The organism is Zooshikella harenae, from assembly GCF_018837975.1.
GTDB lineage: Bacteria > Pseudomonadota > Gammaproteobacteria > Pseudomonadales > Zooshikellaceae > Zooshikella > Zooshikella harenae.
Genome location: NZ_JAGSOY010000011.1, coordinates 1 through 23,503, shown reverse-complemented (window position 1 = coordinate 23,503; position 23,503 = coordinate 1). Strand labels below are relative to the sequence as shown.

Here is a 23,503-nt window from a genome sequence, read left to right as displayed (position 1 = left end):
TCAACATAAAATACAATTAAAACCACAAAGAATATAAATTATTATTTTTCACTTGAAATACATACACATAAATAACACGAAATAATAACCCACTCATTCATTAATCAAAAAATCAATCACTTAGCGAAATATCTTTTCTGTTAAACTTTCAAACATGGGCAATCAATCAAGGCTTTAAAAACACCAAATTTTAAGGTAATCGTTTTTGATTTCATTCTCTACAAGGCCCATCGACTCACAAACATCATTTACAATAATTTATTTTATAAGATTACAATACCTACAATTAGGTAAAAACTTACAGCTATTCAATTGTTAAAAAATATATATTGAGTGATGAGCAATTAAAATACGCATCAGCAATACCATTAGTTTTCTTACTTGGCATCAGTGTGTTTTTCAGAGTTATATTCCTTTAAAAAATCAACATTTTGTTTATGCACAGCCAAATGATAAACATCCATATTAATTTTTTTATTTAAGGAAAGAAGTGCTTCTTCCGCTTCAGTTGATTTATTCAGTGCAGCTAAGAGCAATACTGATGATAATTGTTGTACCCTATCAGCTCTTTTATCTACTTCTTTGGTCATATCAATCGCAGCTTGTAGTGACTCCTTAGGAATCGTGGGCATTTGAAATATGTAACTTTTTTTAAATTTATTATTTTCAAATGTGTATCGGTAATGAGGGTATTGTTTCAGGCCCCAGTTTTCGTCAGTGGGAAGCGGGAAGAATGTTTCAACTCTGAGTTGTTCATCATTCAATGTGATATGTGTCGTTTGCTGTTTTGAAAACGATAGTACCTTTTTTTTCGATTGAATGTCTATAACGTCATAATTAGAACCACGATACTCTTTAGAAGATACTTCAGTACCTTTGCCACAAAATATATAAGCATTTACTTGTAAAAAAGGCTCTATTCCTGCTTTGTGTAAGTCTGATCCCGGACATGCTCCTGCTTTTGCACTCAATGCATAACAGTGCAGAATAAAACCCATTACTATACCAAAAGATCTTAACATCGTGCTATTTCTGTACAATGTACAGCTCCCCCCACATAATGACACTGCTTTAAACATTAAAACTAGTTGTTAGAGTACAAACATGGTGAGAAAGTGCATTCTAAGGCAATTTTTTTGGATTTGCGCGACACGACTTACAGTCTTTATTAGACCTACATTAAAACTAATCACTTAACCAAATAATTTTATGAAACAATCAGGGTATCAATTGAAGTTTCGTCACACTTGCTAGACCTCTCATCAACTACCTTTGTAGATATATACTAGGATGAAAATTGAGACGGCTTTCCCCTAAGATGAGTCAATGTAATGGATACCAATACCCAAGAGATACCAGAAACGTTATATCTATTAACAGAGGACACAACGCCTGACGATGTGGTCAAGCTTATTGCTTCATATGCTCCTCAATCAACAATTCAAATTCTTCATGCACAAGATATAAATCAAGAATGGCTTGGACAGTGTCCTGCTCATACTCTATTAATATTATATTTACCGGATAGTCTATTAAAGCAAATGATTACCCAGGTAAATGGCAACAACTGTACTATTAGTATCTTGCCTCATCCAGACTCAGCGAATGCAGTGGTTGGCTACGGTTTATCAAGTAAAATGGCAGATGCTGTACATGATATCTTTAACCAAGACCCACACCACATAGACTTACTAATATGTAATAATGAGGTTGTACTCAACTCTGTTGAAATTGGTGACTTCTTAGGCCTCAAGCCTGTTAATATTGGAAGTGGTTCACTCTTTGATCGTCTAAAAGTTTTTTTCCAGCAGTGGAGAAAGCTTTTAATTAAGCAACCTTTCAAAGTGACACTGGTAACACAAAAAGAAAAAACAATTTCCACGGCTGTATTAGCAATATCAATCGTTGAACATGCACGTAATACTCGTTACATTCAAGAACTGATAGGTGAAACAAATATCAATGATGGTTTATTTCACACATTTCTTTTTTCACCGCGCAGTATAAAAGAACTTATATTTGGCATGTTCTGTATAGCGATCAAGCCTTCCAGTAAATTACCTGAATTTATCGGTCATATTAAAGCAGGTGCACTCAATATTACCTGTGATGGTCACATTAATTACAGAATCGATAATCAAACAGCTCAAGCCGAGGCTCTGCAACTGGGTATTATTCCGCGAGCCATCAAACTGATTCCTGGTAAATACTTAACAATTGATAACTCATCTGCAACCCAAAAAGAAAGTTATCGAGTTCAACACTTACCTACTGGCGATACCGTTAATGAGTTAGTAGCCAAACACCTCCCCTGGCATTTACATGCCGGAACAGATGAGTTTCGCGATATTTATAGTGCACTTAAGGACAATGCTACTTTATCTGCTAACTATTTAACCCTAATGGTTCTGTCAACTTTACTTGCTACGGTGGGTTTATTTGCAAACGCAGCTGCAGTACTAATAGGTGCCATGTTGCTTGCACCATTAATGGGTCCTATTATTTCAGCCGCAATGGGTGTTGTACGCCAAGATTTTAGCTTAATTTCACTCAGCTGTAAGGCTTTGCTAGCAGGTTTATCCCTTGCCCTTTTTTTCAGTGTTTTATTAACACTCATAATTCCATTGCAATTTATTACCACGGAAATGGCAGCTAGAACTTCGCCGACCCTTTTAGACTTAGGTGTTGCAATTATTTCAGGTATTGCAGGTGCTTATGCACATGCCAGGGCTGAAGTTGCCAAAAGCCTTGCAGGTGTCGCTATCGCTGTCGCACTTATTCCACCAATCTCCACAACAGGCATTGGTATTGGCTGGCTCGATTGGACTATCGTTTCTGGATCATTTTTACTTTTTATGACCAACCTTGCAGGTATTGTACTTGCGGCAGCAGCTACTTTTTTCTGGCTAGGCTTCTCACCTTTCACTCGGGCAAAAAAGGGATTGCTTTTTTCAATTTTATTAACATGTTTTGTTGCTATTCCACTCGCCACAAGTTTCTATAAGATTGTTCAAAAAAACCAATGGGAAATAGAGCTATCAACAATTCCTCTTAGTAATGCAGATGTGCGAAATATAGTTATACATCGAAGTGAACCTTTATCAGTACACTTTGAATTAGTTACCAATCAACCTCCCAAAAAAGAAATGCTTGCATCAATAAAAAAATTAATGGAAGAAAAAATACAGCAGCCATTACAAATAGAAATGACGGTGGTCATTAAATTCTAGTTTATTAAAGTTTTTCATATGTTGACTGCACTCAGCAAGCACAACAAAAGCTGAGTGCAGAAGTTAACTAATAATTAGTGAGGCATTGGAGGTTCAACGATAAGGATACCTGCCATTAAGTCATCTAAGATTTGTATATGTTCGAGAGATTTTTCTTCGCTAAGAGACGTTGTTGGTCCACAGGGAAATACTGAGGCAACATACTTGTCAAATGCTTCTGTTTGCTCAACTTTGGCATGCACAATATACGTTTTACCTTTTTCAAAAGGATACTGACTTTTAAACAAGTCTCCCCCAAACTCGGACTTTAACGTAAAGGTTAAATTTCCTGTCTTTTTACCCATTTGCGTTTCAAATGAGGTATTATTATAGAGCGTATTTTCTACCAAAAATTGAACCTTCTGTTCCCTCCGAAAAACACCTGAATCGTCATATCCTTCTTTAACTAATTCAGTAGATTTCACTGTACCAATGAATGCAATATTAGCATGTTCAAGGGCCATCATTACTGAAAGAGGATTCGCTTGCCATGCAGACATAGTGCTAGGTGCATCAGCTATACAGTATTGTGAAAACGGGTTGTTATCAGCAGAAACTACTGAAGAAAAACCTAATGCAGTTGAAAGTGTTAGTGTGGCTAATTTTTTGAACATTAAATTATTCCTTTTTTATATCGTTCACTAAGTATTGAAACGTTATTGAACAGATTCATCCTGAATGACCAAAACGTCACTATTAGAAATGTATTTATAAAAAAAATCAATAGGCAACTTTCAGCTCAATACCTTATGAACATTTTTTATACTCTATTCGAATTATATTCATTGCAGAAAGTAGTTAGATATGTATTACTTCAGTTTACTTAGTTAGTATGGACAAAGGTACCACCTAATATACACCCTTCGTGAATCAATTTTGTGTGATACCATACCATGCAGATTTCTTTTGGGTGCTCAAAAAACCAAAATTCATAACGTAGATATTCTACTAATAATCAACATATATAGAGCCATACTAATATTTATAAATTATGGTAAAACAATGAATATTACTTACAAAATAAATGAAATAGTGGATGTAGAACAATTCATTAACCTATTGAATAATACAACATTAGGCGAAAGAAGACCTGTCAATGATTATAATTGCATACAGGGCATGCTTAAAAACAGTAACTTAATTATCTCTGCCTGGGTTCAGGATCAATTAGTTGGTATTGCTCGCTCAGTGACAGATTTTAACTATGCTTGTTATTTGTCCGATTTAGCCATAGATGAAAAATATCAACGATTTGGAATGGGTAAACAACTTATCACATTAACACAGGCACAATTAGGACCACGCTGTAAAATCACTCTATTAGCGGCACCGGCTGCCCGAGAGTATTACAAACACATTGGCTTCACACAGAATGAATATTGTTGGACACTTGATCGCCATCAGACAGTTACCAGTTTGGCTAACAAGTAAATCATTTACAATTTTTTATTTATTACTTGTTATTCTATCTACTAAAAACCATAAAAATACTGTAAATACAGATATAAAAAAGCCCCATCATTGATAGGGCAAATTACCATAATGGTTTATGGCAGTAAGGGTTAACGACTAAAATTATGCTTTTACTGGCTTCTTCATTAGCCAGATTCCATAGGTACACGCAGTAATTAATGAACCAAGACCAATTATCGCAGAGTACATTAAAACACTATTAACAGCATTTGGAATAAAGAACACAAAGATACCGCCATGTGGTGCCATAAGGGTTGCCCCTATCCACATTGAAAGGGCACCTGTAACGACACCACCCGCTATACAACTAGGAATAACACGCAGTGGATCTTTCGCTGCAAATGGAATCGCACCTTCGGATATAAAACAGAGTCCTAAAACAAATGAAGCCTTACCCGCTTCGTGCTCAGTATCAGAAAAACGTTTGCGGAAAATAAAGGTGGCCAAACCCATACCAATAGCAGGCACCATTCCTGCAGCCATTATTGCAGCCATGGGTAAATACGTTTTACTGGCTAACAAACCTACACCAAATGTGTATGCTGCTTTATTTACCGGGCCACCTAAATCAAAGCACATCATGGCACCTAAAAGCGCGCCTAATAATACAGCATTACCCGCTTCCATATTCGCCAGAAACTCTGTCATAAAAGCCATAATGCTCGCAACAGGCGTACCCACCACATAGATCATAATTAATCCAGTGGCTAGCGTTGCTAAAAATGGAATTATCAAGATAGGTTTTAAAGCAGATAATGTATCGGGCAATTTTACTTTTTCATTAATCCAACGCGCAAGATAACCAGCAATAAAACCGGCAACGATACCGCCTAAAAATCCAGAATTTAACGAGCTTGCCAACATACCTCCCACCAAGCCAGGTGCAAGCCCAGGTCGATCGGCTATGGAAAAGGCAATATAAGCTGCAAGAACGGGAATCATCAGGGCAAAAGCAGAACCACCACCAATTTGCATCAGCGCAGCGGCTAAAGTGCCTTCTTCTTTAAATGCTTCAATACCAAATACAAATGACAGAGCGATAATTAAACCACCTGCGACCACCACAGGTAACATAAAGGATACACCTGTCATTAGGTGTTTATATAAACCTTTAGCTGACTTTTTATCTTCTTTTTGAGGTATGGAGCCTTCACTACCACCAGCTGCTTCACCACCTAAGATGGTTGCTTCTTTTTGTGCTTTTTCAAAAACTTGCTTGCTCTGTTTTAACGCTAAACCAGTTGAAGTGTGGTAAACGCGTTTTCCTGCAAAACGTTGGGTATCGACTTCAATGTCAGTGGCTAATATCACTAAATCAGCAGCAGCAATTTCATCATCAGTCAGTGTATTTTTCGCCCCGACTGAACCTCTTGTTTCAATTTTTACTTCATAACCAAGAGATTTACCTGTACTGGTAAGTGCTTCCGCCGCCATAAAAGTATGGGCAACACCTGTAGGACAAGCCGTTATACCTACGATTTTAAGCGGTGCCGATGCGGCTGCAGAATTATTTTGGCTCGTTTTTTTGCTAGTAGCTACTGTACTGCTATCAGGATGCTGTTCATTAACAATGGAGGATTTCTGTTGAGTGGTAGCTTGTTTCACTGCATTCTTCAACCAAGCATCTGGGGCGGCTAACACCCCCTCAATAGACCCTTGATAAACTGGTAAACCCTCCAAGTACGACAAGTCTATTTCACCCGTCCCAGCAACAATAACACAATCTACTTGTTGTAATTGCTCTAAAGGTAATGGCTCAAATGGACGTAAATGACTTCTACTTTCCAGTAATACTTCCCAACCTAATTTATTAGCGGCCTGCTGAATAGCATCTGCAGCTAGAAAGGTATTAATAACGCCACCCGGGCAATACGTTATTACTGCTATTTTCATCGTTATACTCCTCAGCCAGCTAGATGTGCTGTTTTATTTGTATGAGATGGCTTATTTGTTCTACTTGTTGATAGTCCTTTACACCAACACCTACTTGAGTCACCGCACATGCAGATAATGCAGTTGCTCTTCTTAAAATTTGTTCAGGTGTTTCCTGCTTCATCAAACCGTAGGCAATACCTGCTACCAACGTATCTCCCGCCCCCACAGTACTAATAACTTCAACTTTAGGTGGTTGTGCCTGCCAACATTCTGTTGCTGTAACCCACAAAACGCCTTGTGCACCATTAGAGATAACCACATGTGTTATTCCATCTTGAATTAATTCTCTGGCTACCTTCATTTGTGACTCAGGTGATTCTAATGTCAAACCAGCCCAATCAGAAAGTTCTGAGGCATTAGGTTTTATTAGCCACGGTTTGGCCTTAATACCTTCCGCAAATGGCACTCCACTACTGTCAAATAACACTTTTTTGCCATGCGCATTTAAATGACTAATTAATTTAAAATAATAGTCTCGTGGTAAACACGCAGGTAGACTACCCGCCATTACCCATAAAGAAAAATCAGGCAATAACCGTTCTATTGTGCTTTCAAGCTGACTAATCACAGACTGATTAAATTCCAGCCCAGGAAAATTAAACTCTGTTACCTGATCAGCTGATATTTTTACATTAATACGTGTACTTCCTGGTGCGACCAAAAATTCATCCTGAATAGTGCGATTGGCACAAAGCGTATTAAATGCTTGTGCATTTTCATCGCCTAAAATACCCGTTGCGGCTACAGGTACCTTCATATCCGCTAGTACACAACTAACATTGACTCCTTTACCTGCTGGACGTAAGGATGCTTCACGAATACAGTTAACCTCACCTAGTTGAACACTCGACAACTGTCCTGTTAAATCCAATGCAGGATTCATTGTAATCGTTGCAATACCCTGCTTCATCATTTCTGCTCTCCACTCAATACTGCCATGACAGATTCAACATAGTCACCTGCAATCTTTCTAACTTGCTTCGCGTCTGACTGGCTGAGTGCTCTTTCAACCAGTTGCTGGCAATCTTTAAAGGACATATGTCGTAGATATAATTTAGTGCGAGGAATTGCTTTAGATGACACACTAACTTCATCCACTCCAAGCCCAAGCAAAAGTGCCAGACCCGCAGTGTCAGCGGCCATTTCACCACAAACCCCAACCCAAGCCTTACCGTGTCGAGCGCCCTCAACGGTACGTTTAATCAGCTGTAAAACGGCAGGATGAAGTGGATCAACACGTGCAGATAATTTAGGGTGTCCACGATCCATGGCTAATGTGTATTGTGAAAGATCATTGGTGCCAATAGAAAAGAAGTCCACTTCTGATGCAAAGTGCTCTGCAAGTAATGCAGCAGCGGGAACCTCAATCATAATACCTAATTGCAGGTCAGCGCAGTTATATTTGGCCTGAATACGCTTAGCGATCGCTTTGATTTCATACCATTCTGCAATATCTGTGACCATCGGAAACATTATACGTAATGGCTGATCTCCGGCTGCAGCCATTAATGCACTTAGCTGCTTTTCTAAGATATGTGGATATTGCAAAGTTAAACGAATACCACGAACCCCTAAGAATGGGTTTTCTTCTTTTGGTTGGGGTAAAAATGGCAAAGGCTTATCACCTCCCACATCAAGACAACGTGCAACCAGTGGCCGTCCCGCTAATGCTTGTATAATCTGCTGATAATACTGCTGCTGTTGTGCTTCTGTGGGTTCCGTTGCGTAATGCATAAAAACAAATTCAGTACGCAGCAGCCCAACCGCTTCCCCCCCCATTTCAACGGTTTTTTCTGCTTCAGCTAAGTTAGCAATATTCCCTGCCACCTCAATTATATGTTGGTCTTGCGTAATAGCCTGTTGTTGACATGATGCTAACGCTTTAGCTTCTAATTTCTTTTGTAAGTCAGCTGATTGCCTAGCGTGTTGAATACGCGACTCTTCTGGGGCAATTTCTAAAAGACCTTTATCACCATCTAAAATTGCCATCCATGGAGTTTCCAATGTCAACAGCGCCTCCCCTAAGCCAACCACCAAAGGAATACCTAAACTGCGGGCTAATATTGCTGCATGAGAGTTTGTCCCACCAAAGGCTGTCGCTATACCTTTCACTAGCGTAGGATCCATTTCTACTAGTGTTGATGGCAGTAGCTCATCTGTCACCCAGATATGAGGCTCTTGTTGAGAAGAAGAGGCTTCCCCACGCTTAATCAAAAGCTGTAAGACACGTTCACCTACATCACGAATATCAGCTGCCCGTTGGGCCAATAGCGGGTTTGCTAATGCGGCCTGAACATCAGCAAGTTTGGTAAAGCTTTGTTGCCAGCTCCACTCTGCCTGATGTCCCATTCTCATTAATTGCTCCGCTCGATCTGACAGCTCAGGATCTTCAAGCATATCTCGGTGCACTGACAGTATGGCCACCAGATCTTCTTGTGTTAATCGTTCTAGCTGCTTACCAAGCTGCTGCCTAGCTGCATCAATGGCATACTGTAAACGAGGTATTTCTTCCGTTGGAGAAAAGTGCTGTGCATCATCAATGGCTGATGATGCAAGTTGATGGATATGTAATTGCATGGGGGCAATTGCAATGCCCTGTGCTGCACCCACGCCTTGTAAAATACCTGTTGTTAGTACCGTTTTTTCTTCATGCTGTGTTTTTGGTTGTTCAGTTATTTTATCTACAACAGGTACAGTAGGCTCCCCTAGACCTTCTCTAAAGCCTTGTTCAACTGTCTTTAAAGCTTCATCCGCTTGAGGCCCCTGCGCAGTAAATACCAGTTCCTGTCCGTGTACGACACCTAAACTTAATAACTGAGTTAAGCTTCTGGCATTGATGGGTAATACTGAATGGTTAGCAGGCTCAACCGATATCTGGCAATCAAAATTTTCCAGTGATTTAACGAGCTGAGCAGCAGGGCGAGCATGTAATCCATCAGCATTTAATACGGTGACTGTTATATGTTTACCATCAACCACATCACAACTAAGTAAACGCACTACTTCCTGAGTATCAACAGCATTAGTCAGCTGCGACAATGCACCTTTTTGCTGTAACTTCAATAACCGCTGAATGACTTGCTCATGTTGACGGTCAACCGCCGCAAACAGAACTAAAAATTTAAAGGGCTGTTGCTTTAGTGTGTTGGACTCTGCAAGCTGAACAGCCGCTACCGCTGAACGGTTCACACCTGCCGATCCCCCCATGAGCCAAACGCCTTCAGCCAAATAACGAGGTTGCAACTCAGGCAAGTGGTTCGCAAACTCCCAGGATATAACCTCAGTATCAAGCAGTTTAGCCATAGCTATACTGGCTGCACTTTTTACAGATGAGAGTGGCTGTTGTAAGTGCACAAAAGCACGATCAAACTGCAGTTTTTTGCTCGGCTGTTGTCCATTTAGAATGGCAGCTATTAAACCAGCGTCAGTGGTATCTTTCAGCTCAGCTGCTGCTTGTTCATCACTAATCACATGGGTTAATCGTTGTAAAATGGTCAGGTGCTCTTCTGATTTAGCAGCAATACCTACCACAATGTTGGCTATTTGCCCGTCCCCCCAATCCACTCCTTGGGGAAATTGAACAACACAAATTCCTGTATTTAATACGTCAGATTTACTACCAGCAGTGCCATGAGGTATGGCTATACCTTGACCTAAATACGTTGATATTTGCTTTTCTCGGGCCAAAAGCGCAGCTAAATACCCCGCTTTAACCAAACCACCGTCAACCATTTTTTCTGCAACAAGCTGTAAAGCTTGCTCCTTACTACTGGCGGAGGCACGTAACGTGATATCCTGCGAAGTTAAGGTCAACATAGAAGCCATCCTATTTATAGCGTATTATTTTCACGCTTAATGAGTTTGCTACTAAGACTCTATTTATACTGATGCTTTGTTTATAAGCGTATACTGTTAATAAGCCTGTATAAGTGTCATAGAATCGGTTCACAATCTCTAAGTTTTAGTCATCGGTTATCGTAAACTTGTTTTTGCTTTATCGTTTCAGCTACTATGCTTAAACGATTCAGTCAAAAAATCAAGTCTCTTAGTAAATTGATTTGATTATGGTATGATCAAGCGCAATTTTTAGTGAGGATAACCGGTTCATGCGACTGGAAGAAATAGCCAAACTCGCGGGTGTATCCAAATCCACAGTCAGCTACGTCATTAATGGCAAAGCAGATAAGTACCGGATAAGTCAACGCACCCAGGAAAAAGTACTCTCAATCGTTAACCAATATGGTTTTCGACCGAATGATACTGCAGCTGCATTAAGACGTGGCAAAAGTAATACCTTTGGTTTTATCACACCCGATTTTGAAAACCGAAGTTATTTACGCATTGCCAAGCGCCTTGAACAGTTAGCAAGAACAGCTGGCTACCAGTTGATTATTGCAAGCTCAGATGATGACCCCGCCACTGAACTTGAAGTCGCCAAAATGCTTTCATCTCGCAATATCGACTTATTGATGGTGTCATCTTGCCTGGGGGATGATGTTGATTATTACCAAAGGCTAAATAAGCAAGGGCTATTAATTATCGGCTTAGACCGTCCCCTCCCCTCCTCAGACTTTATTAGTGTGATCAGTGATGACCAACATGGCGCAGAAACCCTGGTAAGCTCACTCGACTTAAGCCAGGCCAAAAATGTGGTCATGCTAAGCGCAATGCCAGAATTAACGATTAGCAAGCAGCGAGAAGCCGGTTTTCGCAAAGCCCTGATGGCTTATCCAAATATTACCCCTCACTGTTTTTATGGCGATCACTACAGCCGTTCTGTTGGTAAGTCACTATTTCATCAAGCTGTGGATAACTTAGGCTGTATCCCAGACGCCATCATCACCACCTCTTACACCTTAATGGAAGGTATTTTGGCTGTACTGGCTGATAGCACTTGGTTTGAAAAGTGTCAGCACTGTCAGTTAGCCACTTTTGGCAACAGCAGAGCCTTGGACCTATTACCTATTAAAATTAATTCTCTACCTCAGCAATACGATTTGATTGCTGAACAGTCATGGCAACTTGCCATGCAAGCAATCAATGGAGAATATGCACCACAACGTGAAGTAATCCCTCGCTCACTTATTGTACGACGCTAGTGGTTATTATAAAATTTTAAGGTAATGAAACTGCAGATATTTAAGTTTTATTGCCTTTAAAACATTTCAAATATTACACATTTAAAGCATATACAACGTCTTTCGACTATCCTTAGCTATATCATTCATTTGTACGGCAAGAGTCACCAACACTACAGACTGACAAATCCTTACTCTTGGTTTTCAATATAGCAACCTACCACATATTACGTATTACCAAATCTGGTATTATATTATTTTTTGATATAAAAATAGCCAATAACAGCGATTATCAGCAATTTTTTCGAGGGGTGATTTGGTATTTGGGGGGATGGAGGGCTTTGTTGCAGTACTCAATCATCAGGTCTTTTGAGATTGTTTAGACAGATTGATGGCTTTGAGGCATCCCTAGTGCTGTAAAACGATTTAATACGCCACAGGCAATCATCACTTCTATTTCCTGATTGCTCATTTCTCGAGCATGCAACTGATTGCCAAACGTCCGCTTGTAGCGTTGCATAGCTGTCTCGGATCCACAAATCGATTCGACCGCGGTTTCTCAGGGCTTGGTTATACTCAGACCAATTGCTCAGCTTATATCGTTGCTTAGGTATGTGATGACGTTTGGATTTGTTGAGTTTATACGGCATAGGGACGATCGCTGAACCAGGAAAAGCTAGCTACTTTAGCAGATTGTGAGCGCCTGATATTGATTGATTAATGAGCGATTCAACAAAGCCTTACGAAACAGAAAATAGGCTTTTTTTCAGCATAAATAAAGTGTGTCATAAACCCTCGTTTGTGAAACTGTAAAAAACTGTTCAAATGCCCCCACTACATCTTAGAGATCCATAACTCCATATCAAGGCTATGCCTCTACTGGTTTTTGACCATTTATCTAACACCAATATTTATACTTTACAATCTAAATTAGATTTATTAGTATATTTCATATACCCATAAAATCGAACAGAAGTGCAAAAATAGCTTATTGATTTTTAGACGAACGCTTATTTAATTATTTTAAAAATATCTATAAATCATTTTGTTATAGACCAAAATAAAATTGGAGTACAAAAAATGCCAGTAACTCAAGCAATGATTGATTCAGCGTATAAAGCTATACAGCCTTTTATTAGAACAACTCCATTGGACTTAAGTATTGGTTTAAGTGAAATAACTGGGGTTAATATATGGTTAAAAAAAGAACATCAACAATATACAGGGTCGTTCAAATTAAGAGGAGCACTAAATTGTATTAGTCATCTCAGCAATGAACAAAAGCAACTAGGTGTAATTACTGCTTCCTCAGGTAATCATGGTTTGGGTGTGGCAATGGCAGGTAAAATTACAGGAACAAAAGTTACTGTTTTTGTGCCAAAAACCACCTCCGAGATAAAAGTGGAAGCAATCAAAAACCTTGGTGCAAAACTTGAATTTGTTGATGGTGATGTTTTAACAGCCGAGCTTACAGGATCATCTCTAGCGAAAGAAACAGGTTCCTATTATATTTCACCATACAATGATCCATTAGTCATTGCAGGTCAATCAACTTTGGGGATAGAAATTCACCAACAATTACCTTCAGCTAAAGCTGTATTTATGAGTGTAGGAGGCGGTGGATTAATAAGTGGAATTGGCTCTTTTTATAAGGAAAATAGAATTGATACAGAAATTGTTGGTTGTTGGCCAGTAAATGCACCTGCACTTTTGAAGTGTATTGAACAAGGAAAAATAAACGATGTATCTGAGTATCCTACACTTTCTGATTCAACAGCAGGAGGCATTGAAGCAGATAGCATAACTTTTCCTATAGCACAAAAGGTTATTGATCAGTATTACACTGTTGTAGAGTCAGAAATTAGCCATGCAATGCATAAACTAGCAGCCTATGAGCGTGAAATTGTCGAAGGGTCTGCCGGTGTTGCATTGGCAGCAATCTTACAACAAGCTAAAAAATACCATAAAAAAGATGTTGTAGTTGTATTGTGCGGAAACAATATCTCATTCGATAAATGGATTGAGGTTATCGAACCTTACCATTTTAACAAAAAAATTAAAATAAATTATTGCGTAAAATAATAGGAGAAGATTATAAAGAAAGTTACAGATGATTTGATAGCATTATTGACCTACACTATTGATATTTATCAGGGTAATAAAATGTTGTATCTATTGGTGTTTTTTGCAGTATTTATAACGATTAAATATATACTCAAAAAAATCAAAAAAAATATGAATAACGCAATAAACCTAGAAAACAAACACATTGCATATGATTTAGGTTTAAGTGATATTAAGTCTAGTCGACACTCAGTTAACAAATAAACTGGGCTATATTCCCCCATATAATTTTTATTTCAAAAATTTAATTTTAATTAAAAATCAGGCTTATTATTATACAAGTTAGCCTAAAGTTGTCGGCGTCTTTTAGATACCATGTTCTGTATTACGCTAATTTCAATGTAGTTTTTTTGCTCTACCGTAAACTTATACCTATAGCGATAGCCTTTTACTGCACTACTAACTTGTTGATTATTTTGTAATTATTATGAACATAAATTAATACTTCAAAGGTTGTCACTATGCATTACACATAACAAAGTGTTGCTTGAAACTTGAATGATCAATCACTCCACCAAAATAGCCGATAACCATGCTTAAGTGTAAAGCCTATGGGCTTTTTCCAATCATCATATACCCTAGGGAAATGCGTAATGAGTAAAAATATATTTAGTAGCTACATACTGCGCTTTCCAAGATAGTGGACACGGTTGTTAGCCGTACTCACAAAAAGGATAAACAACCTCTAATCTTTTATCAGATTCCCCTTCATTGAATATAACAAGTGCATCACTGCGGTATATATTTTTGCTCTTGTCTATTGCACAAGGCCCCCACCAACCAAATCTTACAGAAGTTTTTTGTTTCATTTGTTTTTTTAGTAAATTTATTGCTGAATTATATTTATCTTGCGAAAACATTGAGTCAAAAATATAGCCCCATTTGTTGTAAGATAAATATATGGTATAAGTTTCACCTGACTTAATACTTTTGTATTTTAAAGTGTATTCAGCTTTTTTGGTTTCAGTTAAAGATAGCAACTTAACTTCATAGCTTATCCCCCCAGCGAACCCCTGAATTGAAAGCAACAACAAGGCTGTAGCCAGTACTTTTTTCATAACTTACAACACCTAAACTCAATGATCGATTATTAGATTTTAATATACAGCAAAAAATGTATATAGTTGACGAATGAGAGGATTTGTCCTGATACAATAAGAAGTTCAAGCACTTCATTCAGCCTATAACTCTTGTAAGCAAAAATAAGACACTTATAAGATTCCAGTAAAAGAAAAATCTATAGTACTATCTATAATAATTAATTTTTTCGACACCACCTTCAAAATTAAGACTTTCAGAGAGTTTTTTTGTCTGTTAAAACGAAACCTGTCGATCAACCTTTACAAAGTAATCCTTTAGATAATCAATCAAAAGCCGTAGTTTTTTTGATTTGGCACTGCCAGGTGGAAAAACGCCATAAACATTAATATCACTCAATTGATAGTCCTCTAACACTAGTTCTAGTGAGCCTGCCTTGATTTTTGGCCAAGCATCATAAACGGGAATACGCCCTAATCCATGACCACCTTCAATAAAAGCAGTACGAGCTGCAGCATTATTAGTGGTAATACTGCCTTTCACTGCGATACTGTATGACCTACAGCCTTTGCTTAATTTAATTGCGCCGGAAGTAAGTTTGTAGATTACCCAATCATGTTGTTCCAATTCAGCAGGCGTGCTTGGTCGTCCGCGTTTTTTTAAGTAGTCGGGAGACCCACATAAACAAGTCGCTAATGTAGAAAGCTTGCTTGCTTGAAGCCCTGAGTCAGGTAATGGTGCCCCACGAATAGCGAGATCGATGCCTTCTTGCATGATATTTACAACTTCATCCGTCAGCATGACATCCAGTTCAATTTTGGGGTAAAGACGACGAAATTCATTCAATGCTGGCACGATCATCTGTAATCCGACATTCACGGGACAGGTTATTTTCAATAAACCTACTGGTTCATTTTTCAAGTTCTCGATCTGCTGATTTGCAGTGGCCGCCTGTTCAGCAATGATTCGGCAGGACTGATAATACTCATTTCCTGCTTCAGTCAATGCAATGGAGCGGGTAGAACGATTGAGTAACTTAACACCCAACTGAGATTCCAGTTTTTTGATGTGATAACTAACAACGGCTCGCGATAGGCCAATGTGCTTAGCCGCCGCAGTCAGGCTGCCCTGCTCAACAACTTGAGCAAAAACCACCATGCTTTTGAGTTGTTCGAAAGATAATGTCATCGTTTTATTGTATCAATTTTTTGACTAATGAAGTCTATTTTTTTCATATTGTTAGAAATAGATAGGACTCATACACTAGCCTCAATTGTTGATTGAGGGAAAAGAAGCGTGACTGACTCAAACGTAAAAAAAGTATTAATGGTTCTAACTTCTCATTCTGACTTGGGAAATACCGGCCAAAAAACAGGCTTCTGGGTGGAAGAGTTTGCCGCACCATACTACGCCTTGGTTGATACTGGAGTACAAGTTACCCTTGCGTCTCCTGCAGGAGGACAACCTCCAATTGACCCCAAGAGTGAGCAACCAGATTTCCAAACAGTTTCGACACAACGCTTTAACGACGATACGAAAACACAAGCTTTGCTAGCAAACACTATAAGACTGGCCGATGCCAAATCAGGTGATTATGACGCTGTGTTTTATCCAGGAGGGCACGGACCTCTATGGGACTTGACTGAAGATAGCGATTCCATTGCATTAATAGAGGGCTTTTTAATCTCCAAAAAACCTGTCGCAGCCGTATGTCATGCACCTGCAGTACTTTTGCACGTTAAGGATACTCAAGGTAGCTATGTGCTTAAAGGAAAAGCGGTGACAGGTTTTACCAATAGTGAAGAAGAAGCTGTGCAATTAACGACTGTTGTTCCCTTTTTACTGGAAGACGAATTAAATAATCGTGGTGCCGATTTTCAAAAAGTAGCTGACTGGAATGCCTTTGCCGTACAAGACGGTTTGCTGATCACCGGTCAGAATCCAGCAAGTTCGGAACTCGTGGCAGATAAATTACTTACCGCACTTGCTTTATAAACAGGGAAACCCGTGATGTTGAATTTTAGTTTTCAAAATACGACTCAAATCCATTTTGGTGAAGGTCAAATCAAGACCATAGGACAAGCAATACCAACGTCAGCAAGAGTTTTGGTTACTTTTGGTGGCGGCTCGATCAAAACAAACGGTGTTTATGAGCAGGTGGCTGAAGCACTGAGTGAACATACCTGGTTCGAGTTCTCTGGTATTGAACCAAACCCAAGTTACGACACCCTGATGAAAGCGCTGGATTTAATCCGCCAGCATGACATTGACTTCCTGCTGGCCGTTGGCGGAGGATCAGTTATTGATGGTACCAAATTTATTGCGGGTGCTGCGTTGTATAAAGGTGACGACCCCTGGGATTTTGTCGCCAAAGGGCAGGTTATTGAGCAGGCTCTGCCAATAGGGTGTGTACTGACTCTACCAGCCACAGGTTCAGAAACCAATGTTGGCGCAGTAGTGACGCGGGATGGTGCTAAGCTAGCGTTCCATAGCCCCTTAGTACGTCCGTTATTTGCAGTACTAGACCCATCTGTGACTTTGTCACTTTCTGATCGACAAATTAGCAACGGCGTCGTCGATGCATTTGTGCATACGATGGAGCAATATTTAACCTACAGCGTAAATGGAAAAGTACAGGACCGTTTTTCTGAGGGACTATTGCTTACCCTTATCGAAGAAGGGCCAAAAGCTTTGGCATCGGAGGCAAAAAATAATCTTGAAGTCCGTGGCAACATTATGTGGGCTGCCACCATGGCACTTAATGGTTTGATAGGTGCAGGAGTACCTCAAGACTGGTCAACACATATGATTGGTCATGAAATCACCAGTACATATGGTGTTGATCATGCACGAACCCTGTCGATTGTTTTACCCGCTGTAATGAAAATCTGTAGAGACTCTAAACGTGAAAAGCTATTGCAGTACGCTGAACGCATATGGAATCTGACAGAGGGCGATGATGATATCCGCATCAACAGAGCCATCGAGTTAACAGAGCAGTTTTTCGAAACCATGCAAGTGCCTGTGCGTTTATCGCAAATCGACATCTCTGAAACAGATATTGACACTCTCGTCGAACAACTAACCCTGCATGGAATGACGCAGTTAGGTGAACACGGCGCAATTACACCTGAAGTTAGCCGTAACATTTTAACCGCCGCCTTGTAATGATAGGAAAACAGCAAATGACAACGTTCAATCCACAAAATGGAACCATCAACCGTCAATGGGTATTAGCATCTCGACCTGTAGGTGCACCAGCACTTAGTAACTTCAACTTTTTAGAAAGCGAAAAGCCAACGCCTAAGCAAGGAGAGGTTCTATTACGGACGGTGTATTTATCGCTTGACCCCTACATGCGTGGCCGTATGAGCGATGCCAAGTCATACGCTGAACCTGTTGGAATCAATGAGGTTATGGTTGGTGGTACGGTGTGCCGTGTGGAAGCATCACATCATCCAGATTATGAAATTGGTGAGTGGGTGGTTGCATACTCTGGTTGGCAAGACTACTCGATTTCCGATGGCAGTGGCCTATTGAAGCTGGGTAAAGCACCCGCTAAACCGTCTTATGCATTGGGAGTAATGGGAATGCCTGGCTTAACTGCTTATATGGGGTTGCTGGATATTGGGCAGCCGCAGGCAGGTGAAACGGTTGTTGTCGCTGCGGCTACTGGGGCTGTTGGTAGTCTGGTAGGGCAAATTGCTAAATTGAAAGGCTGTAAAGTTATTGGTATCGCTGGTGGCGAAGAAAAATGCCGCTCAGCTGTTGAGGATTTAGGTTTTGATGCCTGTATCGATCATAAATCCCCTGATTTAGCTGAACAACTAGCCAAAACGTGTGACAAAGGCATTGATGTGTATTTCGAGAATGTAGGCGGTAAAGTCTTCGATGCGGTATTGCCACTACTCAACCCAAGTGCACGCGTGCCATTATGTGGCCTGATTTCACAGTACAACGCAACAGAGTTACCTAAAGGGCCTGATCGTATGCCAATGCTGATGGGCACCCTGCTAGTGAAGCGTATTAAAATGCAAGGTTTTATTGTCTTTGATGACTATGGCCATCGTTACAACGAGTTCAGCCAGGACATGATGCAGTGGCTGCAGGAAGGAAAAATCACTTATCGTGAGGATCTTGTAGAAGGACTTGAAAACGCTGTTGAATCATTTATTGGATTATTGGATGGCAAAAACTTTGGAAAGCTTGTCATCAAAGTTGGCCCAGACGAGCTATAAAAACGCCTGAAATCCCATCGTAGAGGAACCTATCGAAAATGCTTTTTTAGTGTAGGCATTATTTGAAGGTTCCTTATTTACAAACCCCTTATTGAAAAGTCCCCTAGGAATACATTATCTATGTTGACAGTACATCATTTAAATCAATCCCGTTCCACACGGGTACTATGGTTATTGGAAGAGCTTGCCATGCCTTATCAGCGTGTTGACCACCAGCGCGATAAAACAACTCATCTGGCGCCAGCTAGCTTAAAAAAGGTTCATCCGTTAGGTAAAGCCCCGATTGTAGTTGATGCGGATGTGGTTTTATGCGAGTCCAGTGCAGTGATAGATTACATCCTCGATAAAGATGAGCAAAAGCGTTTTAGGCCAGCCCAAGAAACACCAGAATATTATCAATATCTTGAGTGGTCCCATTTTGCTGAGGGTTCCTTGGGTTTGCCCGTTATTACTCACCTGTTTATGCAGAGAGAAAAGCGCAATGGTGACCAGCCTATGGATAACTACATTGCCAAGGAAATTAACGTAGATTTTGCTTATATTGAATCTACGTTGAGCCAGCGTGCGTACTTTGCTGGTAATGAGTTTACCGCGGCAGATATTATGATGACCATTATGTTGGAGATTGCAAATAGAAGTGGCTTACTGGAAGGCCGCGAAAATACTTTAGCCTATCTTACCAAAATAAGGCAGCGTCATGCTTATCAGAAAGCATTAAGTTACGGATAAGATGACCTAACTTATATAGATTAACGCGATGCTCGACTTTTTAACCTATTAATTGGGCCAATTGAAGCGGAGCATTGCCTTCGTTTCTATTGAGTAACACGCATATGTGCGATAACAGTTTACGACTTATTCAGTTAGTCAGGCTTCATAAGGTTCTACCTTTTGTTTGTTAGATATCAAACGTTTTCATTAGCTGACCAATCGTTGTCTCAACCTATCGTCGAAGCCAGTTTAACTATCCCCTCCATTTCTCTAGGAGTTGATCCACCATTTTTTCTTTGACAGGTGTTTCTAACTGTACTGCTTTGAGCTGAAGTAATTCCACCTTAAAATCTACACCTAAATAACCTTTATCACCTAACAAAATACCGCCAGATATGAGTATCTTCATCCATGCTAAAAATACGCCGATGAGCTCCATTGCAATCGCTTCTGGATCAGATAGGGAGGGCATAGTCCCTCGTTCACGTAATCGCTGGCCTTTAAGTAAATCATTAAAGGTATCATCAACTCAGTAATAAAAAACTGCTATGATAAACTCTTCTACTGACATCCCCTATCCCCTTGAACTTGTTTCAGCAAAACAAAGGTTGGGGCAGGGGTTGTCATTTCAAACTAATAAAAGTCAAGCATCGCGTTATTAAAAGTTTATTTTGCAGTGAGACGGTGCGAACTTATTCGTTTATATTGTTAAATAAAGGTAATTTTTACGCTTAGCTCTTCTTTTTTCTAGTTCCCTTATATTGTTTTTTTATTCTATTATTTTTGTTGTTGGATTGATTATTAGCGTGACCTTTATCTTACAACCGTGTTGCGTTTATTGTTATATCCATAAATTAAATATTATGTCTAAAGGAATAGAATAATGAACATTCCAAAAATATTATATGGAGTATTATTTGTGGCAGTATTCTCTAATGCAGATGAAATATCCATAGATAATTCAGAAGTTATTAGTGATTCAATTAGTATAAATGCAACTATTCGTAATTGCTTTTTATATGAAGTATTTAACAATACTCAAAAAGCCATAGTAACTTGTCCCAGTGTTGCTCCCATTATGTTAAATGGAGGATGCCAAATAGCAGGGGGAGGAGGGCCTGGAGATCAAGATTTAACGACTAACCGTCCTCGAACTCTTAGTAGTTGGTTATGTGTAACAAGTGATCGTAAGCGTTATGTTAGAGCTGTAGCAACATGCTGTTCAACACTTTAATAACAAGGTATCTAAGCAGGGCGTTTGTTGGGTAGGCGATATCTGTTCTCGTTGCCTGTAACCTCATCCCTGGAGGCCTGTTTGCCGCATCCTTGCGGCAAACAGGTCGATGTGCATTATCCAGCCTTTGTCTACCACTGACGGACATCGAAATACCACAGGTGTTCATTTAATATTGTTTGAGGTATAGCAAAAGTGGGTTTACCGTGCTTGAGTTAGTTTGTGAAACAGGTGCTGGGAGCACCGTGAGCTGTAGTGACCAGGGATGGTCTTCTACTGCGGTAGGAGCAAATTAATTCATGCTCTGCATTAGCACAATCTAAAAAAATAGCGTGTGACACTGCTCACTAGTTTTTACTCACAACCTTTTTTGTATTATAAATTAAAAATCGTTAACGCAGACTTCCTTATTAGTTATCCTCTTTACAAACATTAAGTAATAATCTTACATCCGTTACATTAATATTTACACAATACCTGTTGAAACCGTGATTTATTGGTTCTAGAAGAAGTTTTATATGCTTATTTTGAATGGCAATTTTCCACTTATTCGAGAGGTGCACTGATGGTTTTATTATATCAGCCGTAAGTGTTATATCTAAACTAAGCTTATCTCCAACATTGGTGATCACTACATCCTTAACTAGTTTATGATTTAGCATTTTTTGTTGGGCACTATTTATGAGCTCAGATTCAGCTTGATTTTCTTTAGAGTTAACGTCCGGAAATCTTCCTGTTCTTATATGATATTCAAACAGCTCTATAGACAACTCTTTCTGAAATTTAGCTAACAAAGAACTAAACGCTTCGTGTATCTCATCAAATATCAAGTCAGAATCAACTAAATAATTTTATACTTTAGCATTAGTTACTTCATGGTAAGTAATAATCAAAGAAAATAGCCCTGCATGAATTAGCCCTAACATCCCTAAATAATGAGCTTTCATACAAAAATCCTATAATAAATGGTGATCAATATAAAAGTATAGGAGGTTAAGTTTATTACAACATATACAAATAAAATCCACACCATTACAGACCTGCCAGGACTAGGCTAAATTAGTTAAGTCCTGGTAAACCTACTATAATTTACTTATGTACCATAGAATAAAATATGTCTCTCATTGCCGAGCTATAAACCTGGCTTGTAAATAGATCGAACAAAACAACGAAAACAACATCGGTATATAGATGATAAATGATTCGATAGAAAAAGAGGTTAGGTTAGTAATACAATTTTCAATATATTTAAAGGATAACTATTAATGAAATACTATTTAGCTCGATATGTGTATATTATACTATTCAATTTATTCTATTGTAACTATTGTTATCCCATCGAGTGTCTTTCAAATAGTTCAAAACAGATAAAATTTGATTTAGAAGTTAAAACCGACGATCAGTACAATATAACCACCATAAAAATGGATTCATCAAACCCTGAGGCTTACGCAGACAAGGTTTTCTATCTTGAAAAAAAAGACGATATTAAAGAAAGTTTTGCCTTATGGCATAGTATTAACCTCAATGTAGATTTAGGCACCGAATTTTTCGTAGACTCTCTTATTGACGAGTTATTTATTAAAGTAAGTGGAGTTAAAGACCAAGTGGCTATTTCAGTTCCTGATATTGAAAATAAAATTATTACTGAAACGACTGAGACCAGTGGGTGTAATTACTATCAAGATGATGTATCCCATGGCTTGTGGAAAATATCAGGTAATGCTAAGAGCTTGCAAGTTTATATCAAGAGCACCGTTGAACTAGAAGCAGAAGCATATATCCTTGACCCAAAAGGAAGACATAGCTTTGGAAAAGAGCCCCAAAAAATAGGAGACCCTTTTTACTCAATATCGGGTGAATTTGAAATATATAATGATAATATTAAACTAGAAGCTAATAAAGTACGCTTATTAAAATCAAATAAAAATGACACCAAAACTATTGTTGAATCTACTCTTCCTCTATGTGATTCAGCTGTAAAATCAAGAGAAGAATTATTTATTATTCTTATTGACCCCCAAAAATTTCCTAAAAAAGCTTTTGCATGCCAAGACATTTCATCAAAAGAAGGTTTATCAGAGAAACTTTTTATTCACCTTAGACTAACTGAAAGTATTTCATATCAAAAAGGGTATATATTAGAAATTGAAGGTATGATAAATCAAAGAGAAAAGTTTAAACGACAAGTAGAAATTTAGGTTCTGTCGCAAAGTTTGATCCGTCGTGATAGCCTTTCCCTCTCCTGCTAACACTCTGGTTATTTTGTAGTCACTATGAGTTATGATCAACGCTTCAAAGGGTGTCACTTTCCCAAATGTGTCGTACTACAAGCTGTCTACTATTACCTTCGGTTTGCTCTGAGTTACCGTGATATTGAAGAGATCCTGTTAGATCGGAATG

General features: G+C 39.0%; 19 protein-coding genes and 1 pseudogene. 10 read left to right on the top strand and 10 right to left on the bottom strand.

Annotated elements, in window-relative coordinates; translation table 11 throughout:
- Positions 1–377 precede the first annotated feature (377 nt).
- Entirely contained in the window at positions 378–998 is a 621-nt protein-coding gene (locus KCG35_RS06930) for a hypothetical protein (RefSeq protein WP_215818953.1), read from the bottom strand.
- 333 nt (positions 999–1,331) lie between these two features.
- On the opposite strand from KCG35_RS06930, the gene KCG35_RS06925 reads away from it, so the two are divergent.
- Positions 1,332–3,230, top strand: a complete 1,899-nt coding sequence (locus tag KCG35_RS06925; RefSeq protein ID WP_215818952.1) for a TIGR00341 family protein — start codon at positions 1,332–1,334, stop codon at positions 3,228–3,230.
- A gap of 74 nt (positions 3,231–3,304) precedes the next feature.
- On the opposite strand, the gene KCG35_RS06920 is transcribed toward KCG35_RS06925, so the two are convergent.
- On the bottom strand, positions 3,305–3,883 hold the full coding sequence (locus KCG35_RS06920) for a hypothetical protein (RefSeq protein WP_215818951.1): 579 nt from the start codon (positions 3,881–3,883) through the stop codon (positions 3,305–3,307).
- Between the two features lie 388 nt (positions 3,884–4,271).
- On the opposite strand from KCG35_RS06920, the gene KCG35_RS06915 reads away from it, so the two are divergent.
- Positions 4,272–4,700, top strand: coding sequence for a GNAT family N-acetyltransferase (locus KCG35_RS06915; RefSeq protein WP_215818950.1), 429 nt, complete (start codon positions 4,272–4,274; stop codon positions 4,698–4,700).
- A 144-nt stretch (positions 4,701–4,844) separates the two neighbouring features.
- On the opposite strand, the gene KCG35_RS06910 is transcribed toward KCG35_RS06915, so the two are convergent.
- The 3 genes from KCG35_RS06910 to ptsP are packed head-to-tail and all read right to left on the bottom strand — an operon-like array spanning position 4,845 to position 10,493.
- Positions 4,845–6,635, bottom strand: coding sequence for a PTS fructose-like transporter subunit IIB (locus tag KCG35_RS06910; protein WP_215818949.1), 1,791 nt, complete (start codon positions 6,633–6,635; stop codon positions 4,845–4,847).
- Between the two features lie 19 nt (positions 6,636–6,654).
- A complete protein-coding gene (pfkB, locus tag KCG35_RS06905) occupies positions 6,655–7,590 on the bottom strand; it encodes a 1-phosphofructokinase (protein ID WP_215818948.1) in 936 nt (311 codons plus the stop codon).
- Entirely contained in the window at positions 7,587–10,493 is a 2,907-nt protein-coding gene (ptsP, locus tag KCG35_RS06900; RefSeq protein ID WP_215818947.1) for a phosphoenolpyruvate--protein phosphotransferase, read from the bottom strand. The genes pfkB and ptsP overlap by 4 nt, the downstream gene beginning before the upstream one ends.
- A 290-nt stretch (positions 10,494–10,783) precedes the next feature.
- Here ptsP and cra point away from each other — a divergent pair, with 290 nt between their 5' ends.
- On the top strand, positions 10,784–11,776 hold the full coding sequence (gene cra / locus KCG35_RS06895; protein WP_215818946.1) for a catabolite repressor/activator: 993 nt from the start codon (positions 10,784–10,786) through the stop codon (positions 11,774–11,776).
- 358 nt (positions 11,777–12,134) lie between these two features.
- On the opposite strand, the gene KCG35_RS06890 is transcribed toward cra, so the two are convergent.
- The gene (locus KCG35_RS06890; RefSeq protein WP_215818945.1) at positions 12,135–12,275 is read right to left on the bottom strand and encodes a hypothetical protein; all 141 of its coding nucleotides are present in this window, start codon (positions 12,273–12,275) and stop codon (positions 12,135–12,137) included.
- Between the two features lie 560 nt (positions 12,276–12,835).
- Here KCG35_RS06890 and KCG35_RS06885 point away from each other — a divergent pair.
- Positions 12,836–13,837 carry a threonine/serine dehydratase gene (locus tag KCG35_RS06885; RefSeq protein ID WP_215818944.1) on the top strand — a complete coding sequence of 334 codons (1,002 nt, stop codon included), beginning with the start codon at positions 12,836–12,838 and terminating at the stop codon, positions 13,835–13,837.
- 695 nt (positions 13,838–14,532) lie between these two features.
- Here KCG35_RS06885 and KCG35_RS06880 read toward each other — a convergent pair.
- Together KCG35_RS06880 and KCG35_RS06875 are read right to left on the bottom strand one after the other, a co-directional pair.
- Positions 14,533–14,937 (bottom strand): hypothetical protein, encoded by a 405-nt coding sequence (locus KCG35_RS06880; RefSeq protein ID WP_215818943.1) that lies wholly within the window; start codon positions 14,935–14,937, stop codon positions 14,533–14,535.
- 256 nt (positions 14,938–15,193) lie between these two features.
- Positions 15,194–16,105: a LysR family transcriptional regulator gene (locus KCG35_RS06875; protein WP_215818942.1), complete on the bottom strand. Its 912-nt coding sequence runs from the start codon at positions 16,103–16,105 to the stop codon at positions 15,194–15,196.
- Positions 16,106–16,243: 138 nt separating this feature from the next.
- Between KCG35_RS06875 and KCG35_RS06870 the strand changes: the two genes are divergently transcribed.
- From KCG35_RS06870 to KCG35_RS06855, 4 genes are all read left to right on the top strand, one after another.
- The gene (locus KCG35_RS06870; RefSeq protein WP_215819020.1) at positions 16,244–16,912 is read left to right on the top strand and encodes a type 1 glutamine amidotransferase domain-containing protein; all 669 of its coding nucleotides are present in this window, start codon (positions 16,244–16,246) and stop codon (positions 16,910–16,912) included.
- A 15-nt stretch (positions 16,913–16,927) separates the two neighbouring features.
- Positions 16,928–18,085, top strand: coding sequence for an iron-containing alcohol dehydrogenase (locus tag KCG35_RS06865; protein ID WP_215818941.1), 1,158 nt, complete (start codon positions 16,928–16,930; stop codon positions 18,083–18,085).
- A gap of 17 nt (positions 18,086–18,102) precedes the next feature.
- Positions 18,103–19,155, top strand: a complete 1,053-nt coding sequence (gene curA, locus KCG35_RS06860; RefSeq protein WP_215818940.1) for an NADPH-dependent curcumin/dihydrocurcumin reductase — start codon at positions 18,103–18,105, stop codon at positions 19,153–19,155.
- 120 nt (positions 19,156–19,275) lie between these two features.
- A complete protein-coding gene (locus tag KCG35_RS06855; protein WP_215818939.1) occupies positions 19,276–19,884 on the top strand; it encodes a glutathione S-transferase family protein in 609 nt (202 codons plus the stop codon).
- A 40-nt stretch (positions 19,885–19,924) separates the two neighbouring features.
- On the opposite strand, the pseudogene KCG35_RS27235 reads toward KCG35_RS06855, so the two are convergent.
- Positions 19,925–20,437: pseudogene (locus tag KCG35_RS27235) on the bottom strand (hypothetical protein).
- A 348-nt stretch (positions 20,438–20,785) separates the two neighbouring features.
- On the opposite strand from KCG35_RS27235, the gene KCG35_RS06845 reads away from it, so the two are divergent.
- The gene (locus KCG35_RS06845; protein WP_215818937.1) at positions 20,786–21,100 is read left to right on the top strand and encodes a hypothetical protein; all 315 of its coding nucleotides are present in this window, start codon (positions 20,786–20,788) and stop codon (positions 21,098–21,100) included.
- A gap of 410 nt (positions 21,101–21,510) precedes the next feature.
- Here the strand turns inward: KCG35_RS06845 and KCG35_RS06840 are convergent, their stop codons facing one another.
- The gene (locus KCG35_RS06840) at positions 21,511–21,930 is read right to left on the bottom strand and encodes a hypothetical protein (RefSeq protein ID WP_215818936.1); all 420 of its coding nucleotides are present in this window, start codon (positions 21,928–21,930) and stop codon (positions 21,511–21,513) included.
- A gap of 435 nt (positions 21,931–22,365) precedes the next feature.
- Between KCG35_RS06840 and KCG35_RS06835 the strand changes: the two genes are divergently transcribed.
- Positions 22,366–23,301: a hypothetical protein gene (locus tag KCG35_RS06835; RefSeq protein ID WP_215818935.1), complete on the top strand. Its 936-nt coding sequence runs from the start codon at positions 22,366–22,368 to the stop codon at positions 23,299–23,301.
- Positions 23,302–23,503 lie beyond the last annotated feature (202 nt).